This window comes from Pseudomonas sp. S1(2024) (assembly GCF_046557535.1).
Window position 1 is genome coordinate 21,954 of sequence record NZ_JBKGFP010000111.1, and the last position, 18,373, is coordinate 40,326.

At 61.6% G+C, this 18,373-nt stretch carries 16 protein-coding genes; 11 read left to right on the forward strand and 5 right to left on the reverse strand.

Annotated elements, in window-relative coordinates:
* The first annotated feature begins 33 nt into the window (after positions 1 to 33).
* The 3 genes from ACLCGK_RS29145 to ACLCGK_RS29155 all read left to right on the forward strand — a co-directional run bounded on the left by ACLCGK_RS29145 (position 34) and on the right by ACLCGK_RS29155 (position 2,959).
* Positions 34 to 990, forward strand: coding sequence for a glycosyltransferase (locus ACLCGK_RS29145; RefSeq protein ID WP_015272035.1), 957 nt, complete (start codon positions 34 to 36; stop codon positions 988 to 990).
* 66 nt (positions 991 to 1,056) lie between these two features.
* Positions 1,057 to 1,830, forward strand: coding sequence for a glycosyltransferase family 2 protein (locus ACLCGK_RS29150; protein ID WP_023663307.1), 774 nt, complete (start codon positions 1,057 to 1,059; stop codon positions 1,828 to 1,830).
* Between the two features lie 37 nt (positions 1,831 to 1,867).
* The gene (locus ACLCGK_RS29155) at positions 1,868 to 2,959 is read left to right on the forward strand and encodes a glycosyltransferase (protein ID WP_013974476.1); all 1,092 of its coding nucleotides are present in this window, start codon (positions 1,868 to 1,870) and stop codon (positions 2,957 to 2,959) included.
* A gap of 3 nt (positions 2,960 to 2,962) precedes the next feature.
* On the opposite strand, the gene ACLCGK_RS29160 is transcribed toward ACLCGK_RS29155, so the two are convergent.
* Positions 2,963 to 3,568: a toluene tolerance protein gene (locus ACLCGK_RS29160; RefSeq protein ID WP_410952232.1), complete on the reverse strand. Its 606-nt coding sequence runs from the start codon at positions 3,566 to 3,568 to the stop codon at positions 2,963 to 2,965.
* Between the two features lie 100 nt (positions 3,569 to 3,668).
* Between ACLCGK_RS29160 and ACLCGK_RS29165 the strand changes: the two genes are divergently transcribed.
* From ACLCGK_RS29165 to hldE, 3 genes are all read left to right on the forward strand, one after another.
* On the forward strand, positions 3,669 to 4,844 hold the full coding sequence (locus ACLCGK_RS29165; protein WP_410952233.1) for an O-antigen ligase family protein: 1,176 nt from the start codon (positions 3,669 to 3,671) through the stop codon (positions 4,842 to 4,844).
* Between the two features lie 15 nt (positions 4,845 to 4,859).
* Complete coding sequence (gene msbA, locus ACLCGK_RS29170) at positions 4,860 to 6,668, forward strand: lipid A export permease/ATP-binding protein MsbA (RefSeq protein ID WP_013974473.1); 1,809 nt, start codon at positions 4,860 to 4,862, stop codon at positions 6,666 to 6,668.
* Positions 6,669 to 6,798: 130 nt separating this feature from the next.
* Entirely contained in the window at positions 6,799 to 8,220 is a 1,422-nt protein-coding gene (gene hldE / locus ACLCGK_RS29175) for a bifunctional D-glycero-beta-D-manno-heptose-7-phosphate kinase/D-glycero-beta-D-manno-heptose 1-phosphate adenylyltransferase HldE (RefSeq protein WP_013974472.1), read from the forward strand.
* 128 nt (positions 8,221 to 8,348) lie between these two features.
* Here the strand turns inward: hldE and ACLCGK_RS29180 are convergent, their stop codons facing one another.
* From ACLCGK_RS29180 to ACLCGK_RS29195, 4 genes are all read right to left on the reverse strand, one after another.
* Positions 8,349 to 9,317: a metal ABC transporter ATPase gene (locus ACLCGK_RS29180; RefSeq protein ID WP_410952234.1), complete on the reverse strand. Its 969-nt coding sequence runs from the start codon at positions 9,315 to 9,317 to the stop codon at positions 8,349 to 8,351.
* 50 nt (positions 9,318 to 9,367) lie between these two features.
* A complete protein-coding gene (locus tag ACLCGK_RS29185; protein ID WP_410952235.1) occupies positions 9,368 to 10,180 on the reverse strand; it encodes an aldo/keto reductase in 813 nt (270 codons plus the stop codon).
* A complete protein-coding gene (locus tag ACLCGK_RS29190; protein WP_410952236.1) occupies positions 10,177 to 11,352 on the reverse strand; it encodes an NAD(P)/FAD-dependent oxidoreductase in 1,176 nt (391 codons plus the stop codon). The genes ACLCGK_RS29185 and ACLCGK_RS29190 overlap by 4 nt, the downstream gene beginning before the upstream one ends.
* A gap of 161 nt (positions 11,353 to 11,513) precedes the next feature.
* Complete coding sequence (locus ACLCGK_RS29195; RefSeq protein ID WP_008095055.1) at positions 11,514 to 11,846, reverse strand: DMT family transporter; 333 nt, start codon at positions 11,844 to 11,846, stop codon at positions 11,514 to 11,516.
* An 87-nt stretch (positions 11,847 to 11,933) separates the two neighbouring features.
* Here ACLCGK_RS29195 and ACLCGK_RS29200 point away from each other — a divergent pair, with 87 nt between their 5' ends.
* The 5 genes from ACLCGK_RS29200 to ACLCGK_RS29220 all read left to right on the forward strand — a co-directional run bounded on the left by ACLCGK_RS29200 (position 11,934) and on the right by ACLCGK_RS29220 (position 18,189).
* A complete protein-coding gene (locus tag ACLCGK_RS29200; protein ID WP_013974467.1) occupies positions 11,934 to 12,824 on the forward strand; it encodes a LysR family transcriptional regulator in 891 nt (296 codons plus the stop codon).
* Between the two features lie 11 nt (positions 12,825 to 12,835).
* Positions 12,836 to 14,107 (forward strand): lipid IV(A) 3-deoxy-D-manno-octulosonic acid transferase, encoded by a 1,272-nt coding sequence (gene waaA, locus ACLCGK_RS29205; RefSeq protein WP_410952237.1) that lies wholly within the window; start codon positions 12,836 to 12,838, stop codon positions 14,105 to 14,107.
* Positions 14,108 to 14,345: 238 nt separating this feature from the next.
* Entirely contained in the window at positions 14,346 to 16,493 is a 2,148-nt protein-coding gene (locus ACLCGK_RS29210) for a type I secretion system permease/ATPase (RefSeq protein ID WP_410952238.1), read from the forward strand.
* Positions 16,490 to 17,908 (forward strand): HlyD family type I secretion periplasmic adaptor subunit, encoded by a 1,419-nt coding sequence (locus ACLCGK_RS29215; protein WP_410952239.1) that lies wholly within the window; start codon positions 16,490 to 16,492, stop codon positions 17,906 to 17,908. Before ACLCGK_RS29210 ends, ACLCGK_RS29215 begins: the two co-directional genes overlap by 4 nt.
* 2 nt (positions 17,909 to 17,910) lie before the next feature.
* A complete protein-coding gene (locus tag ACLCGK_RS29220; protein WP_410952240.1) occupies positions 17,911 to 18,189 on the forward strand; it encodes a hypothetical protein in 279 nt (92 codons plus the stop codon).
* Positions 18,190 to 18,373: the final 184 nt, after the last annotated feature.

Here is an 18,373-nt window from a genome sequence, read left to right on the forward strand (position 1 = left end):
GACCGCGATGGCGCAGAGCGCCCAAGGAACCCAATGAAAGTCCTATTTCTGGTGCAGAAGGAACAGCGGGCGATTCTCGACCGTCTGTACGATGGCGTCGCGGCCAACTGCGAGTGCGACCTGCGCTGGCTGACCAGCGAAGACCAGCGCAATCTGCGCCGCTATTTCAAGCGCGAAGTGCAGGTCGAGCGCTATGACCGCATTGTCTTCTTCCTGCGTTTCAAGCAGGAAATCCGTCAGGCGGCATTCATCCGTACCGTGCCGAACCTGGTCATACTCGAGCACGATGCCTACCAGAACTACATCCCGTGCAAGTACACAGGCAAGTTCAGCGCCCATTACCGCAAGTTGCCCTGGGCGCGAGTGATCAGCTCAGGCTACATGGTCAGCGAGCGCCTGCGTCAGGAAGGTTTCGACGCCGTGTTCGTGCCCAAGGGCTACGACGAGCAATTGCTGGCCGACCAGGGGCGTGAGCGCGACATCGAGCTGGCCTTCGTCGGCAGCACCAACAGCGTGGCCTACAGCGGCCGCAAGGCATTGCTGGACGAGTTGGGTCGGGTCGAGAACCTGGTGGTGACCCGTACCAAGTCGGGTGAAGATTACTGCAACACACTCAACCGGATCCGCTTCTTCGTCAGTGCCGACGTTGGCATGGGCGAATACATGATCAAGAACTTCGAAGCCATGGCCTGCGGCTGTGTGTTGCTGGCGTATGACCAAGGCGAGGAAGAGAACCGCGCGCTGGGCCTGCAGGACATGCACAACGTAGTGTTCTATGACAGCATCCCGACCCTTCAGGAGAAGCTCCGCCGTTTGCGTGCGGACCCTGAACTGGCCCGGCAGATTGCAGAAAATGGCCGCCACCTGGCGGTTTCCCGTTTCAGTTTCGGGGCAGTTGGACGTAGCATCGTCGACCACATGCGCCCGGCGCTCAGGCCCCATCCGCCGTTGTCTGCATGGCAGCGGCTGCGCCTGAAGCTGGGCATCTAACATTAGAACTTTCGCGCCTACGGAGCGGGCGTTGAAAGTCGATAGTCGCAATGCGGAGGGAGTCCGGTGCGCTTTTCAAATGAGAGTGACGTCACGCTCGTCGTGACCAGTTGTGGGCGGTTCGATCTGCTCAAAGACACCCTTGAGAGTTTCGATCGCTACAATACCGCGCCCATTCGCGAAGTGTTCATCACCGAAGATTCCGGTGACGATGCCGTGCATGCCGCTGTGCCTGAGCACTGGAAACCGCACTGCAAGGTGTTCGTAAACCGGCCCAAGTTGGGGCAGTTGCCGTCTATCGACCTGGCCTACAGCCATGTCAAGACGCCCTACATCTTTCACTGCGAGGACGACTGGCACTTCTATCGCCAGGGCTTCGTCGAGGACTCTCGGGCCATCCTGGAGGCCAGCCCCGACCTGTTGCAGGTGTGGCTGCGCAGCCATGCCCATGACCTGGCCATCCACAGCCCGTACATCCACCTGGGGGATCGCCGGTTGATCGCCGGTGTGCCTTGCTACCCGCTGCTGTCCGATAAGGCCGAGTGGCAGGCATTTTCGCTCAACCCCGGGTTGCGCCGTTTGAGCGATTACCAGCGTTGCGCGCCATTTGCCGCCTATGCTGGAGAGAAGGCACTTTCCCGACGCTATGCTGAGTTAAATCTGACAGCGGTCACCTTGGAGGGTGATGCAGTATTGCACACTGGATTTGGTAATCACGTGACCTTGCCCATCGAAGTGGAACGCAAGGCCAAACGTCGTAAGCGTGATCGGATAAAGTTGGCATTGACGCTGGTGGCGGGTGCCGTGATTGGCATGGGAATCACCATTTTTGTTCAATGAAGTCGCTGTCCCACCTTACGTGAGCGGGAGAGGGCCCATGAACATCGTCAATATGATGTGGGCGGGTGGATCGCCGTACATGTCCATCCACAAGGTGCATCGGCAGATTCTGTCACATGCGGGTGCCGATGCCCGGATCAGTAATTGGCTGCTGCTGGGTAGCGGACTCTGCTGTGGGCTTGGTTCGACCCGGGAGTGGCATATGCCGTCACGGGCGCTGAAAGGGCGGCACTTCTGGCGCCTGTTGCGCCCATGGTTGCGAATGCGTTTGCGCAAGGCTCTGAAAGAGGCACAGGCTGAAGTCGTGCTGATCGACGGTGTCGGTGTGGCGCGGTTGGTGTTGCCATTGATGCATCAAGTTCCGCAAGTACGTGCCAAGGTGCTGTTCCATGGCAAGACGCGTCTGAGTGCCAGTGATGTTCGCCTGCTGCGTATGTTTCCGGTCGAGCGGCTGAGTATTGCCGCCGTTTCACAGACACTTGCCACGTCACTCGAACACGACCTGGGCAGGCCGGTGCAGACCTTGCGCATGGCCCTTGACCCGCTGGCTTTCGCCGAACCGTTGTTGAGCAGGGATGCGGCCAGGCAAGCCCTGCAGCTGCCACAGGTAACAGGGGTGATGCTGGGCGCGGTCGGGCGACTGGTGGAAAGCAAAGGTTTCGAGATGCTGATCGAGGCGTTCGCCAAGGCCTGTGTGCGGCAGTCGGACCTGCAGTTGGCAATCATCGGCGAAGGCCCTCTGCGTGAGGTGCTGCAAGCCCGTATCGACGCGCTGGGCCTGGCCGGGCGCGTTCACCTGAGTGGTCACCGCGATGACCTGCAGCGACTGTATCGGGCATTCGACTGGCTATTGGTGCCTTCGCGTTCTGAAGGCCTTGGGCTGGTGGTGCAGGAGGCGGTCATGGCCGACGTGCCGGTGGTATGCAGCGACCTGCAGGTGTTCCGCGAGCAGTTGCAGGACACCGGTGGCTACCTGCCCGTTGCCGATGAAAATGCCTGGGCCGAGGCGATCGAGCGTTGCTCGGTTATAGGTGCCCCGGCGGTAGCAGCCCGGCAGCGCCAGGCGCTGGCCCCGGAGCAGGCCTGGCAGGCGTTCTGCAACGGCTCGCAGAGCCTTTTGCGCAGCTGACGCTCAGCGCTCGAGCAAAGCTGCCTCGAAGGCGGCAAGGGGGAAGCGGTCGCCCAGGTTCTCCCGCTCGATATAGCGCACCATATGCTGCACATTGCGCCGAATCATGCGCGCCGACAGTGGTGGGCGCAGGAAGCGCATGTCGGCCACGTCGATCAGGCCCAACTGCTGGTCGGGTGTGACCACCACATTACCCAGGTGCAACGAGCGGAAATACACGCCGCTGCGGTGCAGCTGGCGGATCAGTTCGATCAGGCGTGGCAGATAGGTATCCCAGCTGAAACCCTCATCGCGCGACATCTGCAGCAAGGTACGCCCAGGCAGCGGGCGGTACAGTACGGCAGTTCGTCCCGGTAGCTCGAGCTTATGCTGGCTGATCACCTCCAGAGTGGGGATGCCCAGTTGTGCAAGGCGCGCGGCGTTGTCGACAAAGCGCTGCGAGTACGGGCGCAGCAGTGCAGATGAAATCAGCCGCTTCCTACGAAAAACCTTGAGGAAATTACCATCCGCGAGCAGGTAGACTTTGGCGCCATGGCTATCTGCCTCAAGCACCTGTGCGCCTTGTGTCAGCTGATCGAAGTCGACCTGGGGGAGCCGGGAGCATTGCATGAATAGAGCCTTGTCGTCGGGCGAACAGAATGACCGGCAATAATGCCGAAAATAATGTTGTAGCACCATTGGATGGTGCTTTGATTCATCGGGGGAAAGGATGTTGTATCAAAAAAGCTGGGCGCGAGCCTGGTTGGGATTTGGTCTGGTCTGGTTCCTGGCTGCGATTGCCCTGGCACCGAGCAACAAGGTCTATCAGCAAGGGCTGGTGCTGTTCCTGTGGTTGCCGACCCTGGCAATGGCGTGGTCCGCAAGGCACGTAATAATGCAGGCCTGGCGGCGTCAGCCGGCCTTGTGGGGAAGTGTGTTGCTGTTGCTGGTATGGAGTGGGCTCAGCCTGGTCTGGTCGGCCGCAGAAAACCCGGGGCGCGAGGCCAAGCGCCTGCTCTACATCCTGGTATTCCTGCTGGCGTTCCCGCTGCTGGGCCAGCTTGGCCAAGCCCGCGTTCGTCAGCTGTTGCAGGCCGGCAGCGCTTTGCTGGCCGTTGCCGCGCTGATCTCGATAGTCCATTTCTACGGCGTGCTGGGCATGCCTTTGCTGGCCCGCCTGGAGGGCATTGGCGAGATATCGCACCCGATTCTGGGCGCCTATGTCATCGGTTCAGCCGTGCTTTTCCTGCTTTACGAGCCGCCGCGGCAACGTGGCCTGCAGTTGCTGTGGCTGGTAGCGCTGGTGTGCCTGGGGTTGTTTGTCATGCTCAGCCAGAGCCGTGGGGCAGTCCTGGCCCTGGTGCTCACCGTGATCCTGGCCCCGTTGTGGTTCCGTGACCGCCACAGCCGGGTTTTTGCCGTCCTGGCGGCCATTGCCACCGGCCTGGCCTTCTATCTCGTTTACGACCTTATCGCCCAGCGCGGTTCGTCCTACCGGCCGGAAATCTTCCATGCCGTGGCCGACATGATTGCCGCACATCCCTGGACCGGCCTTGGCCTGGGCGCTGCCTACGACGTGAATGCAGTGGGCATGCACTTCGACCATACCCACAACATGTTCACCCACATCGCAGTGGAGATGGGCCTGCCCGGCATGCTGCTGTGGGTCATGGTGTGGCTGTACACCCTGGGCGAAATCGTCCGCGCACGTGGCACATTGTTCGGCAAGATCCTGCTCGGTTTCTGGGTGTACTCCACCCTGGCCATGCAGTTCGATGCCGCCAGCCTCACTGGTACGCCCCGTGCCGAATGGTTCATCAGCTGGCTGCCCGTGGGCCTGGCCATGTTGCTGCCATGGGGGAGTGCCGAAAATGATGCCTGTGGTAAAATTTCCGGTTCAACCTGAACAGCGAGCTTGATAATGGCCGAAACACCGCGACCGGCGGAACACACCTCCAGCCTGAAGATCTACTTCCGGCTGCTGAGCTATGTGAAACCCTATGTCGGCATTTTCCTGCTGAGCATCATCGGTTTCGTGATCTTTGCCTCGACCCAGCCGATGCTGGCCGGGATCCTGAAGTATTTCGTAGATGGGTTGAGCAACCCCGAAGCGGTGTTGTTCCCAAACGTTCCTTACCTGCGCGACCTGCAACTGCTGCAGGCGGTGCCGCTGCTGATTATCCTGATCGCCGCGTGGCAGGGTCTGGGCTCGTTCCTCGGCAACTACTTCCTGGCCAAGGTTTCCCTGTGCCTGGTGCACGACCTGCGTGTGGAACTGTTCAACAAGCTGCTGGTGCTGCCTAACCGCTACTTCGACAACCACAACTCCGGGCACCTGATCTCGCGCATCACCTTCAACGTGACCATGGTCACTGGTGCTGCGACCGATGCGATCAAGGTGGTGATCCGCGAAGGCCTGACCGTGGTGTTCCTGTTTGGTTACCTGCTGTGGATGAACTGGCACCTGACCCTCGTTATGGTCGCCATCCTGCCGGTAATCGCGGTGATGGTCAGCGTCGCCAGCAAGAAATTCCGCAAGCAGAGCAAAAAAATCCAGGTAGCCATGGGCGACGTCACCCATGTCGCCTCGGAAACCATCCAGGGCTACCGCGTGGTGCGCAGCTTCGGCGGCGAGGCCTACGAGGAGCAGCGTTTCGGCAAGGCCAGCCAGAGCAATACCGACAAGCAGTTGCACATGACCAAGACCGGCTCGCTGTACACGCCGATGCTGCAGCTGGTGATCTACACCGCCATGGCCGCGCTGATGTTCCTGGTGCTGTTCCTGCGCGGTGATTCCACTGCCGGTGATCTGGTGGCTTACATCACCGCCGCCGGCCTGTTGCCCAAGCCGATACGTCAGCTTTCGGAAGTCAGCTCGACCATCCAGAAGGGCCTGGCCGGCGCCGAAAGCATCTTCGAGCAACTGGACGAAGAGCCTGAAGTGGATACCGGTACCGTCGAGAAGGAGCGGGTGGAAGGGCGCCTGGAAGTGCGCAACCTCAGCTTCACCTACCCGGGTACCGAGCGTGAGGTGCTGAGCGATATCAGCTTCGTAGCCGAGCCAGGGCAGATGATTGCACTGGTCGGCCGCTCCGGCAGTGGCAAGTCTACGCTTGCAGCGCTGATACCGCGCTTCTATCACCACGACCAGGGGCAGATCCTGCTCGATGGCGTGGAGATCGAGAACTATCGCCTGCGCAACCTGCGTCGCCACGTTTCGCAGGTGACCCAGCATGTCACCCTGTTCAACGATACCGTGGCCAACAACATCGCCTATGGCGACCTGGCCGGCGCCCCGCGCGCCGACATCGAAGCCGCTGCGGCCGATGCCTATGCCAAGGAGTTCGTCGACCGGCTGCCGAAAGGCTTCGATACCGAAGTGGGTGAGAACGGCGTACTGCTCTCCGGCGGCCAGCGCCAGCGCCTGGCGATTGCCCGGGCACTGCTGAAGAATGCGCCGCTGCTGATCCTCGACGAAGCCACCTCGGCGCTGGATACCGAGTCCGAGCGGCATATCCAGGCTGCCCTGGACCATGTGATGCAGGGCCGTACCACGCTGGTGATCGCCCACCGTCTGTCGACCATCGAGAAAGCTGACCAGATCCTGGTCATGGACCAGGGGCGCCTGGTCGAGCGCGGCACCCATGCCGAGCTGCTTGCGGCCAATGGCCATTATGCCCGCCTGCATGCCATGGGCCTGGATGAGCCGGCCAAGGCCGATATCACCTGACCCCTCGCTGATCGGGGCCATCGCGGCCCCGATTGTCACGGGAATTTTCCTGGGGTGATCTGGCCATAAAGCCGTCGTCTACCCTGTGCTAATATCCTGTCCCTGTTCATTATTTCCATATGGGTTGCCCATGAAGTTGTCCATGCCGCGTTTCGATCAAGCCCCGGTACTGGTGGTCGGCGATGTCATGCTCGACCGCTACTGGCATGGCGGTACTTCACGTATCTCGCCTGAAGCGCCAGTCCCGGTGGTCAAGGTCGATCAGATCGAGGATCGCCCCGGCGGCGCGGCCAACGTTGCCTTGAACATCGCCGCCCTGGGTGCACCGGCTTCGCTGATTGGCGTCACCGGCCAGGATGAGGCCGCCGACAGCCTGGCCAACAGCCTGCAAGCTGCAGGCGTGCGCTCGGTGTTCCAGCGCATTGCGCACCAGCCGACCATCGTCAAGCTGCGGGTAATGAGCCGTCACCAGCAGTTGCTGCGCATCGATTTCGAAGAGCCATTCGCTACCGACCCGCTGTCGCTGGGTGCGGAGGTCGACAGCCTGCTCGAGGGCGTCAAGGTGCTGGTCCTGTCCGACTACGGCAAGGGCGCACTGAAAAACCACCAGAGCCTGATCCAGGCCGCGCGGGCCAAGGGCATTCCGGTGCTGGCCGACCCCAAGGGCAAGGATTTTTCCATCTACCGTGGCGCCAGCCTGATCACTCCCAACCTCAGCGAGTTCGAGACCATCGTCGGCCGTTGCGCCGATGAGGCCGAGCTGGTAGCCAAGGGCTTGCAGCTGCTGCAGGACCTGGACCTGGGCGCCTTGCTGGTGACACGTGGCGAGCACGGCATGACCCTGCTGCGCAGCGGCCAGCCGGCCCTGCACCTACCGGCGCGGGCGCGTGAAGTGTTCGATGTGACCGGTGCCGGTGATACCGTCATCTCCACTCTCGCCGCGGCCATCGCTGCCGGCGAGGACCTGCCCCACGCGGTGGCCCTGGCCAATCTGGCAGCGGGCATCGTGGTCGGAAAGCTGGGTACGGCTGCGATCAGCGCCCCCGAGCTGCGCCGGGCGATCCAGCGTGAGGAAGGCTCCGAGCGCGGCGTGCTGGGCCTGGAGCAACTGCTGCTGGCCATCGACGACGCGCGGGCGCACAAAGAGAAGATCGTCTTCACCAATGGTTGCTTCGACATCCTGCATGCCGGGCATGTCACTTACCTGGAACAGGCGCGGGCCCAAGGCGATCGCCTGATCGTCGCGGTCAATGACGATGCCTCGGTCAGCCGCCTGAAAGGGCCGGGCCGGCCGATCAACAGCGTCGACCGGCGCATGGCCGTACTGGCCGGGTTGGGGGCAGTGGATTGGGTCATCAGCTTCCCCGAGGGCACGCCGGAGAACCTGCTGAGCCAGGTCAAGCCGGACGTGCTGGTCAAGGGTGGCGACTATGGCATCGACCAGGTGGTGGGTGCCGATATCGTCAAGGCCTATGGCGGTACCGTGAAGGTGCTGGGGCTGGTCGAGAACAGCTCGACCACGGCGATCGTCGAGAAGATTCGCAAGAACTGATGCTTTGGGGCTGCTGTGCAGCCCTTCGCGGGCGTGCCCGCTCCCACAAGTACGGCGCAGGCTTGAGGATTACACCGCTCCTGTGGGAGCGGGCATGCCCGCGAAGGGCCGCCTGGCGGCCCCAATCATCATTTATGCAGCGAAGTACGCGCCCGCTCCAGCAGCGCTAGCGCCTTGTCGCCAAACCGCTGCAGGTGCGATGCCCGCACCGGCTTGTTCTCCACCAACCCCTGCTGCTTCACCCAATCCTTCCAGCGCACCCGCTCGTCCGTGACCACCCAGCCATCCTGCCGGGCAAAACTTTCGGCCAGGTACAGCCCGCGCGTGCTTGCCGGCACCAGTTCGTCCTTCTTCACGGTATACAGCTCAGCCAGTGGCTGGCCGTCCTTCAATGGCATCAGGTACAGGTCTGGTCGTTTGCGATTTAGCCGCGCCACCAGTTGGTCGCCCTCCAGCCGCTCATCAACGTGGAACAGGCTGAGCTTCTTGGCGTCCCGTGGTACCTGCAGGCGCATATCGTAGATCAGTTGCAGCGAGGCGGTGGGCAAGTGCACATACGCGCGTGGCCGCTCCAGCAGCATCAGCTTGCCGCAGTGCACCGGGCGCGCGGCACCGGACTCCGGGGCCAGCACGAAGTGCGGCGTTTCGCGGTAATGCAGGGCAGCAGCGTAGGGAATCGGCAGCCAGGTGTCATTGAAGCGCCCGCCCAGCCAGCCTTCCGGGGTTTCCAGCAAGCATTCCTCGGCCACTTCCTGCACGGCCGTGTGCAATGGCAGGTTCAGCTCCTGCGCCGGCACATAGCCGGAAATCAGTTTCAGCACCACATCGCCACGGTCTTGCCGGCGCTGACGTACCAGCACCCAGTAATCGCGGTTCTGCCAATGCAGGGTCAGCCGTACCGACACGCCAAGGTTGGCCAGTTCGATCACGAAGCGCTGCACGTCGGGCAGCTGGATAGCCTTGCGTCGTTGTTGGATCTGGGCAAAATTCAGCGGCATCCCGATGCTCTGGTAGATCAGACCTTCGGGCGTGGCCTCGACATGTAGCGGTAGTGTCTTGAAGTTGCTCGGGTTCTTGCGGATCAGCGTTCGCGCCACGAGGCTCCTCCTTGCGTCGGGTCAGTCCAGGCCCATGGGCCTGGGGCAACTCAATGCTGGCCCAGAATACGGGCGACGGTGGCCACGTTGTGGGCCAGGTGCAACGGATTGATGGTGCCGACGATAGCACTGCTCACGCCCGGGTGGGCGAACAGCAGCTCGAAACTGGCTTGTACCGGGTCAACGCCCGGGGCAAGGCAGATATGCCCACTGGCCAGTGCCTTCTTCACCAGGATGGCCTTGCCGTGTTCGGCAGCGTAGTCCAGCACCGGGCGTTCTGCCTGTTCGTTGAGGTTGTAGGTGACCATGGCGCAGTCGCCTTGCTCCAGTGCCTTCAGGCCGCCGGCGACGGTCTTGCCAGACAGGCCGAAGCCGAGGATCTTGCCCTCCTGCTTGAGCTCGGCAAGGGTCTGGTAAACCTCCTGCTGTTCGAGGATCGCCAGGTCGTTGCCGTCCGAATGCACCAGCACCAATTCGATGCGGTCGGTTTCCAGGCGGCGCAGGCTTCGCTCCACCGAGCGGCGGGTATGGGCGGCGCTGAAATCGAAGTGCGATTGGCCGTTGTCGAACTCTTCGCCAACCTTGCTGACGATCACCCATTCATCGCGCTGGCCGCGCAGTAGCGGGCCCAGGCGTTCTTCGCTGCGGCCGTAGGCTGGGGCGGTGTCGATCAGGTTGATACCCAGCTCGTGGGCCTGGGCCAGCAGCAGGCGGGCTTCGTCGTCGCCGGGGATGGTGAAACCGGTAGGGTACTTGACGCCCTGATCGCGGCCCAGCTTGACCGTGCCCAGGCCCAGCGGCGAAACCTTTAAACCGGTGCTGCCCAAGGGGCGATGGAAGTCGTGCAGGGTCGGCAGGCTCATGGCAGCAGTTGCTCCCAGGCCGGTACGCCCAGCGGTGGGCGTGGCAGGTCAGCCAGGTCGGCCTGCGCCTGTGGGCGGATACCGTCGCGCTCCAGGTGGCTGATGACCCGGTCGCTGAAGTCCGGTGCCAGGGCCAGCTTGGTCGGCCAGCCCACCAGCAGGCGTTGCTGGTCGGCGAGGAAGGCGTTGTCCGGGCGTACCAGGCCCGATTGCGCCGGTTCCGCTCGGTCGACCCGCAGGGTGGCCCAGCGCACTTGGCTCTGGTCGACCCATGGCAGCAGGCTGGCGATTTCTTTCTGTGCCGCGGCGATTTGCGCAGCCGGCTCGCGGGCAACGCCGTCGGCTTCGGCCAGGTCGCCACCCAGGTACCAGACCCACTGGCCATCGGCGGCCGGGTGGGTGGTCACCGTCACCCGTGGCTTCGGCCCGCCGCCCAGGCAATGGGCATAAAGCGGTTTAAGGTTGGTACCCTTGGCCATCACCATATGCAGCGGGCGTGTCTGCATGGCTGGCTGGTTCAGGCCCAGGGCATGCAGCAGCTGCTCGGTGCCGGCGCCGGCGCTGAGCACGATACGCTGTGCGCGGATGTCGCGCTCGTCGACGCGCAGGCCAACCAGGTCTTCGCCCTCGCGCAGCGGCTCGATGTGCTCACCGGCCAGCAGGCTGTCGCCTGCCAGCTCAGCCAGGTTGGCCAGCAGGCTGGGCACGTCGATGACCAGCTCGGCCAGGCGATAGACCTTGCCCTTGAAGGCGCGGTCCTGCAGCGCGGGCGGTAGTTGCTCGCCCTTCACCTGGTCGACCCGGCCGCGCACGGCCTTGCTGGCGAAGAAACTGGTGAGATTGCCGGCCAGGGTGCCAGGCGACCACAGGTAATGGGCGTCGGACAGCAGGCGAGTGCGGGTCAGGTCCAGCTCGCCGCTGCCGCTCAGCGCTTCGCGCCAGCGTCGCGGCATGTCGGCGATGGCTTCCGAAGCGCCGGTGAGGGCGCCATGCAGGGCGTACTTGGTGCCGCCATGGATGATGCCCTGAGACTTGATGGTCTGCTCGCCGCCAAGGCTGGCGCGTTCCACCAGTACTGTCGAGTAGCCCAGCCGGCGCAGGCGGGCATTGAGCCAGAGGCCTGCGACCCCTGCGCCGACGATCAGTACGTCAGTGGAAATGGCGGATGGCATGGCGGTACCTCGAAGACTGGGACAGCTGGCAAGTATACAGGGTATACCTGTGATGGCCCTATCGCCGGCAAGCCAGCTCCCACAGGGATGGCGTTGACCCTGCGGCCTGTATCAACTCTGTGGGAGCTGGCTTGCCGGCGATAAGGCCCGTACAGGCTGCCTCAATGCCCAGCCGTCTTCGAAAACAGCTGAATCACCACCACCCCACCCACAATCATGGCCATCCCCAGCATCGCTGGCACATCCAGCTTCTGCCCATAGATCACCAGCGCTGCCACACTGATCAGCACAATCCCCAGCCCCGACCAGATGGCATAGGCGATCCCCACCGGAATGCTGCGCACCACCAGGGTCAGCATCCAGAAAGCAATGCCGTAACCAACCACCATCAGCAGCAACGGCAAGGGCGTACTCAAGCCTTTCACCGCTTTCATGGAAGCGGTGGCGATGACTTCGGCGCAGATGGCGATGGCGAGGTAGGTGTAGGCATTCATGGCGAGATCCTCCGTTAGCTGGCCGCAGATTCTAGTCCCACCCCGAATGGGGTAAAGTCATTACCTATCACTATGCGAGATAGGTCGATGGCCGAGCACTGGAACCTTGAACAGTTGCGTACTTTCCTGCGCGTTGCAGAACTGCGCTCGTTCTCTGCCGTGGCCCGCGAGCAGCGCAAGGCCCAGTCGGCAATCAGCAGCGCGATCGCCCTGCTCGAAACCGACCTGGGGGTAACCTTGTTCGAGCGCAGCAGTGGCCGGCAACCCAAGCTGACCGAGAACGGCAGCGCCCTGTTGGAAGATGCCCGCGAACTGTTGCGCCAGTGCGAGCGTCTGGATGGCCGTGCGTTGGCGCTGATGCGCGGGCAGGAGGCCTTGTTGCGGGTCGCCCAGGACGAAGCCATGCCCTATCAGCCGGTCATTGACAGCCTCGACGAACTGGCCAGCCGCTACCCGTTCCTGGAGGTGCAGCTGGCCAGCGGTGCCCAGGGCGATGTGGCGCGCAAGCTGGTGGAGCGGCGCGCCGATCTTGGACTGTTCTTCCACCACGAGAGCATCCCGGCTTCGCTGGAGCGGCGCGCCTTGGGTAGCGTCGAAATGGTCACGGTATGCGCGGTCGGTCACCCGCTCGCCGGCGAAGGCCGGGTTACCCGGCAGCAACTGGCGCGCCACCGACAATTGCTGATTGCCCCGCAGCAAAGCGGCTACCCCGGCGGCGAAGCGATCAGCCCGCAGGTATGGCGCGCCGACAGCTTCTACGCCATGGCCGAACTGCTGATGCGTGGCCTGGGCTGGGCCTGGCTGCCGCGGCACGTGGTGCAGTACCCGACCTATCAGGCGCACATGGTCGAACTGGACAGCGAGTGGCGGCCACCGGCCTTGGTGGTGGAACTGGCCTGGCGCCGCGACGAGCCGCTGGGGCCTGCTGCGCAGTGGCTGGCCGAGCGCTTTGCGGTGCACCTGCGCGCGATCGGGTAAACTCCGCGGCCATGAACAGAACTCTCTATACCTTGTTGTTTCACCTGGGCCTGCCGCTGGTTGCGCTGCGCCTTTATCTGCGCGCGCGCAAGGCGCCGGCCTATGGTCAACGCATTGGCGAGCGCTTTGCTTTCAGGCTGCCGCCCATGCGCCGGGGCGGCATCTGGGTGCACGCGGTATCGGTGGGCGAGAGCATTGCGGCGGCACCGATGGTGCGCGCCTTGCTCAAGGCCTACCCGGAAATGCCAATCACGCTTACCTGCATGACCCCGACCGGTTCAGAGCGCATTCGCGCCATGTTCGCCGACGAACCTCGCGTGCAGCATTGCTACCTGCCCTACGACCTGCCTTGGGCGGCAGGGCGCTTTCTCGACCATGTGCGGCCGAAGCTGGGCATCATCATGGAAACCGAGCTGTGGCCCAACCACATCCACCAGTGTGCGAAGCGCGGCATTCCGGTAGCGCTGGCCAACGCACGCTTGTCTGAGCGCTCGGCCCGTGGCTATGGGCGCTTTGCCGGGCTGACCCGGCCGATGCTGGCCGAGATGAGCCTGATTGCCGTGCAGACCGAAACCGAGGCCCAGCGCTTCCGTGACCTGGGTGCGCGTCCGGAGTGCGTGCAGGTCACCGGTTCGATCAAGTTCGACCTGAAGATCGATGAGCAACTGTTGCCGCGTGCCAAGGCATTGCGTGAACAGTGGGGGGCTGCACAGCGCCCGGTGTGGATCGCGGCCAGTACACATGAAGGCGAGGATGCGCTGATCCTGCAGGCGCACCGGCAGTTGCTGCAGGTGCATGGTGATGCCTTGCTGATCCTGGTGCCGCGCCACCCGGAGCGCTTCGCAGCGGTGCATGCGCTGTGCAGCGAACAGTTCACCACCGCGCGCCGCTCTGCCGGCACGCCGGTCGATGCGCAGACTCGCGTATTGCTCGGCGATACCATGGGCGAACTGCTGTTCCTCTATGCCCTGGCCGACATTGCCTTCGTCGGTGGCAGCCTGGTGGCGACCGGCGGGCACAACCCGCTGGAGCCCGCGGCGCTGGCCTTGCCGGTACTGATGGGGCCGCATGTGTTCAACTTCCTTGAAATCAGCGCGATGCTGCGCGAGGCGGGGGCGTTGCAGCAGGTGGATGATGCCGACGGGCTGGCCGAAGCAGTGCGGCGGCTGGTCGAGTTGCCGCAGGATGCACAGCGCATGGGCGAGGCGGGCAGGGCGGTAATGCGGGCCAATCAAGGGGCTTTGCAGCGGTTGCTCGATGGGCTGGGTGCCTTGATCCGTTGATTTCCGACATATCCACTCAAATGCCCATTCTAGAGTGGATATGATTAATTTTAGTCATTCTTTCCTACGACGCTAGGTATAACTTCCTACATTGAATTTTTCGTCAATAGGAAATTTCCTACGAATATTGCTTTAAAGTCAGAAGTGTCCCACGCATCTGTCGGAGCCTTGTAGGACGCTTGTCCTATTGCTTCAGGCTAGTATCACCTCATATTCAGTTTTTATATGAGGTGGCGTGGTGCCTGATTTGACTTATGGGTGTAATACCAGCGCTATTGAAAGTGGGCTGGTCTGTCTGATCACGCTGGCGCGTTATCATGATATAGCTGTCTCTGCCGAGCAGTTGCAGCACGACCATGCACCAGCGGGTGAGCGATTCTCGACTGGCGCAATACTCCGGGCATTTCAGCAACTAGGTCTCAAGGCCAAGCATCGCAGCATCGATCCGAATCGGCTTAAGCATGCGCCATTGCCTGCCATAGCCGTGGATACGCGTGGTGAGTATTTCATCATCGCTCGCGCGGAAGGTGAGCAGGTTCTGGTGCAAGACCCAGATTCCCGTGCACCACAAGCACTGACCTTGGCAGAACTTGCCATGCGCTGGTCGGGAGAACTCATTCTGGTTCGCTCCGATGCCCAGTTGCCGCATGGGCTGTCGCGTTTCGATCTGACCTGGTTCATTCCAGCCGTGGTGAAGTACAGGCGGCTATTTGGCGAAGTGCTTGTTGTCTCCTTGGTCATTCAGATATTGGCGTTGCTGACACCTCTGTTCTTCCAAGTGGTAATGGACAAAGTACTGGTGCATCGTGGGTTGACCACACTGGATGTTATCGCCCTGGGCTTGTTGGTCGTGGTTCTATTTGAAACATTGCTGAGTGGTTTGCGTACTTATGTGGCAGCTCATACAGCGTCAAGGATTGATGTCGAACTAGGTGCAAGACTGTTCAGGCACTTGGTCGATCTTCCCGCCGCCTACTTTCAGGCCAGGCGAGTCGGTGACTCGGTTGCCCGAGTACGCGAACTGGAGAACATCAGAAGTTTCCTGACCAACAACAGTATCACGCTGTTGCTGGATGTAGTGTTCACGGTGGTCTTCATCGCTGTCATGTTCCTTTATAGCGGCTGGTTGACGTTGGTGGTCGTCGGCTCATTGCCTTTATATTTTCTCGTATCCCTGGTCGTTACCCCACTGCTGCGGGCGCGGATCGATCAGAGTTTCCAGCGCGGCGCCGAGAATCAAGCATTTCTGGTGGAGGCGGTGAACGGCATCGATACGCTGAAGTCGATGGCCGTGGAACCGCAGATTACCCGGCGCTGGAACAATCAGTTGGCAGCTTATGTATCGGCCAGCTTCAAGACCCAGAGCCTTTCCAACCTCGCGAATGAGAGCGTAGGCCTGATCGGCAAGCTGGTCACGGTCGCCACGTTGTGGCTGGGGGCTCGCCTGGTCATCGACGGCGAACTCACGGTGGGCGAACTGATCGCCTTCAACATGCTGGCAGGGCGCGTCTCGCAACCCATTATCCGGCTGGCTCAACTCTGGACCAGCTTCCAGCAGACAGGCGTATCGATTCAACGCCTGGGCGACATTCTCAACACCCGTACCGAGGTCAACCAGGGCAAGGGTACGGTGCTGCCAGCACTAGCCGGGCAGATCGAGCTCGATCGTGTGTGTTTTCGCTACCGGCCGGACGGGGGGGAAGTCGTGCGCGATGTCAGCCTGAAGATTGCTGCCGGAGAAGTGGTTGGCATTGTAGGTCGCTCGGGGTCAGGCAAGAGCACGCTGACACGCCTGATCCAGAGGTTGTACTCACCCGAGCGGGGGCGGGTATTGCTCGACGGTGCTGACTTGGCGGTAGCCGATGTGGCTTCACTGCGTCGGCATATCGGTGTGGTGCTGCAGGAGAACGTGCTATTTCGGCGCACCGTGCGGGAGAACATCGCCCTTGGCAACCCGGCGGCACCGCTTGAAGAGGTCATCGCCGCAGCGACGCTGGCGGGGGCCCACGAGTTCATCCTCGAATTGCCGGATGGCTATGAAACCTTGGTCGGCGAGCACGGTGCCAGCCTGTCAGGTGGCCAGCGACAGCGCATTGCCATCGCCCGGGCGCTGTTCGGCAACCCACGCATCCTGATTTTCGACGAGGCCACCAGCGCGCTGGACTATGAGTCCGAACGGATCATCCAGCAGAACATGGCGCGGATCTGCGCGCAGCGCACGGTGATCATAATTGCCCACCGGCTTTCGGCTGTACGTCACGCCGACCGTATCGTGGTCATGGAGCGCGGGCAGATCATCGAGCAAGGGCCTCATGACGAGTTGGTGGGCAAGCCACAAGGCACCTACGCCTATCTGTATCGGCTGCAACTTGGGGCTGCCGTATGAGCACGGCCTTCAAGGAGCTTTTCGAGCGCTATCGAGAAGCGTGGCGAGGGGCCTGGAGACAGCGCCGACGCATGGATGGCCCCATCCGTGAGCCGGATGAGCTGGCCTTTTTGCCTGCGGCACTGTCCCTGCAGGAAACACCAGTACATCCCTTGCCGCGCTACCTGCAGTGGAGCCTGCTGACGTTCATCGGGCTGGCGCTTGTCTGGGCTTGCATCGGTGAGATCGACGTCGTTGCCAGTGCCGAGGGCAAGATCGTACCCAGCGGCAGGAGCAAGCTGATCCAGGCCAGCGAGGTCGCGGTGGTGCAGGCGATCCATGTCGTCGATGGCCAGGCAGTGCGCAAAGGCGATGCGTTGGTCGAGCTGGAAGGGCAGTTGACCGAGGCCGATGTAAAGCGCTTGGGCAGCGAACTGCTGGCGGCGCGGATCGACCAGGCACGAGCCAGCACACTGCTGAGTGCGCTGGACGGCGATGACGCGCCTGCTTCCCTGGCACCACTGATACCGCAGGCCACGGCCGCGCAGCAGGCAAACGCGCAACGCTGGCTGGAAGGGCAGTACCTCGAGCTTCAGGCCACGTTGGAGCAGGCTGATGCCGAAATCGGTCAACGCGCTGCCGAAATCCGTTCTGCCCAGGGCCGGGCTGACGCGCTCCGGCAACTGCTGGTTATCACCCGCCAACTGACGGCGGATTACAAGCTTTTGTTCAGTGAATCGGCCGTGGCCAAGCACACCTACCTGGAAAAGGAACAGGCCCGCCTGGAGCAAGAGCGCGAACTGGCACTCCAGCGCTCACGCATCGACGAACTGAACGCTGCACGGCTTGCCGCTCAGCACCGTCGAAGCGGTGCCATTGCCCAGCTGCGCAGAGCCATGCTCGATCTTCACGGTGATGCGCAGCGGCGCATTGCAACCCTTGAACAGGAATTGAACAAGGCCGAGCAGCGCCATCGCCTCAAGGTTCTGACATCACCCGTTGACGGTACCGTCCAGCAATTGGCCATCCATACCCAAGGTGGTGTGGTTACACCCGCGCAGACATTGATGGTCATTGTGCCAACGGGCCAGCCGGTGGAAGTGGAAGTGAAAGTCGAGAACAAGGATATCGGCTTTGTGTATCCGGGGCAGCCGGTGGAAGTGAAAGTCGAGACGTTCACGTTTACCAAGTACGGGGTTGTGCCTGGTGTAGTTCAGAGCATTTCACATGACGCCATTGAGGACGAGCGGCGGGGCTTGGTCTATAGCGCTCGGGTCCAATTGGGTAAGGAAACGTTGCGCATAGGGGAAAAGGATATGCCGTTGACAGCGGGAATGTCTGTGCGTGCGGAAGTAATTGTAGATAGGCGGAAAGTTATAAGTTATTTCCTGAGCCCGCTGCAGCGGCATATGAATGAAAGTCTAGTGGAGCGATAAAAATGAGTTCGGAGCGAGCGCAAAAAAAAGGCGGCTGGATAATGCTATACGAGATTGTATGGAATGCACTTAGAGTTAGTGCGGCAGTCGCTTTATGTGTTCCTGCTGGTTGTGCGGGGCTGGCTTTCGGATATGTCATGCTCAGTGGAAAACCAAGGCCAATTGCACCATATGATGACAGGCAAAGTATTGTGAAGATCGAATGTGGGTGGGATAAGCTAGATAAATGGAATGAAATAGCTTTGCAATCCAAGAATTTCTTGAAGTCTAATGAAAAATAGGGAGGTGTGACGAGGCTAAGCCATTCTGATATAGAACTTGCGAGGGTCTTGCTGAAAAATGAAGGCCTGTCGGCGATGTACCCTGCGCAGTAATTTTGGCTGCTATAGCAGGTTTTCATGGTGTTGGACTCATGGGTTCAGATACTTTCGGAGCTAGGGGCAGGATATCCGTGCTGTGCGAAAG

Coding starts and splice junctions, on each gene's coding strand:
- hldE (WP_013974472.1), top strand. CDS start 6,799: ATGAAGTTGTCCATGCCGCGTTTCGATCAAGCCCCGGTACTGGTGGTC.
- ACLCGK_RS29165 (WP_410952233.1), top strand. CDS start 3,669: ATGTTGTATCAAAAAAGCTGGGCGCGAGCCTGGTTGGGATTTGGTCTG.
- ACLCGK_RS29215 (WP_410952239.1), top strand. CDS start 16,490: ATGAGCACGGCCTTCAAGGAGCTTTTCGAGCGCTATCGAGAAGCGTGG.
- ACLCGK_RS29160 (WP_410952232.1), bottom strand. CDS start 3,568: ATGCAATGCTCCCGGCTCCCCCAGGTCGACTTCGATCAGCTGACACAA.
- ACLCGK_RS29220 (WP_410952240.1), top strand. CDS start 17,911: ATGAGTTCGGAGCGAGCGCAAAAAAAAGGCGGCTGGATAATGCTATAC.
- waaA (WP_410952237.1), top strand. CDS start 12,836: ATGAACAGAACTCTCTATACCTTGTTGTTTCACCTGGGCCTGCCGCTG.
- ACLCGK_RS29200 (WP_013974467.1), top strand. CDS start 11,934: ATGGCCGAGCACTGGAACCTTGAACAGTTGCGTACTTTCCTGCGCGTT.
- ACLCGK_RS29155 (WP_013974476.1), top strand. CDS start 1,868: ATGAACATCGTCAATATGATGTGGGCGGGTGGATCGCCGTACATGTCC.
- ACLCGK_RS29145 (WP_015272035.1), top strand. CDS start 34: ATGAAAGTCCTATTTCTGGTGCAGAAGGAACAGCGGGCGATTCTCGAC.
- ACLCGK_RS29195 (WP_008095055.1), bottom strand. CDS start 11,846: ATGAATGCCTACACCTACCTCGCCATCGCCATCTGCGCCGAAGTCATC.
- msbA (WP_013974473.1), top strand. CDS start 4,860: ATGGCCGAAACACCGCGACCGGCGGAACACACCTCCAGCCTGAAGATC.
- ACLCGK_RS29190 (WP_410952236.1), bottom strand. CDS start 11,352: ATGCCATCCGCCATTTCCACTGACGTACTGATCGTCGGCGCAGGGGTC.
- ACLCGK_RS29185 (WP_410952235.1), bottom strand. CDS start 10,180: ATGAGCCTGCCGACCCTGCACGACTTCCATCGCCCCTTGGGCAGCACC.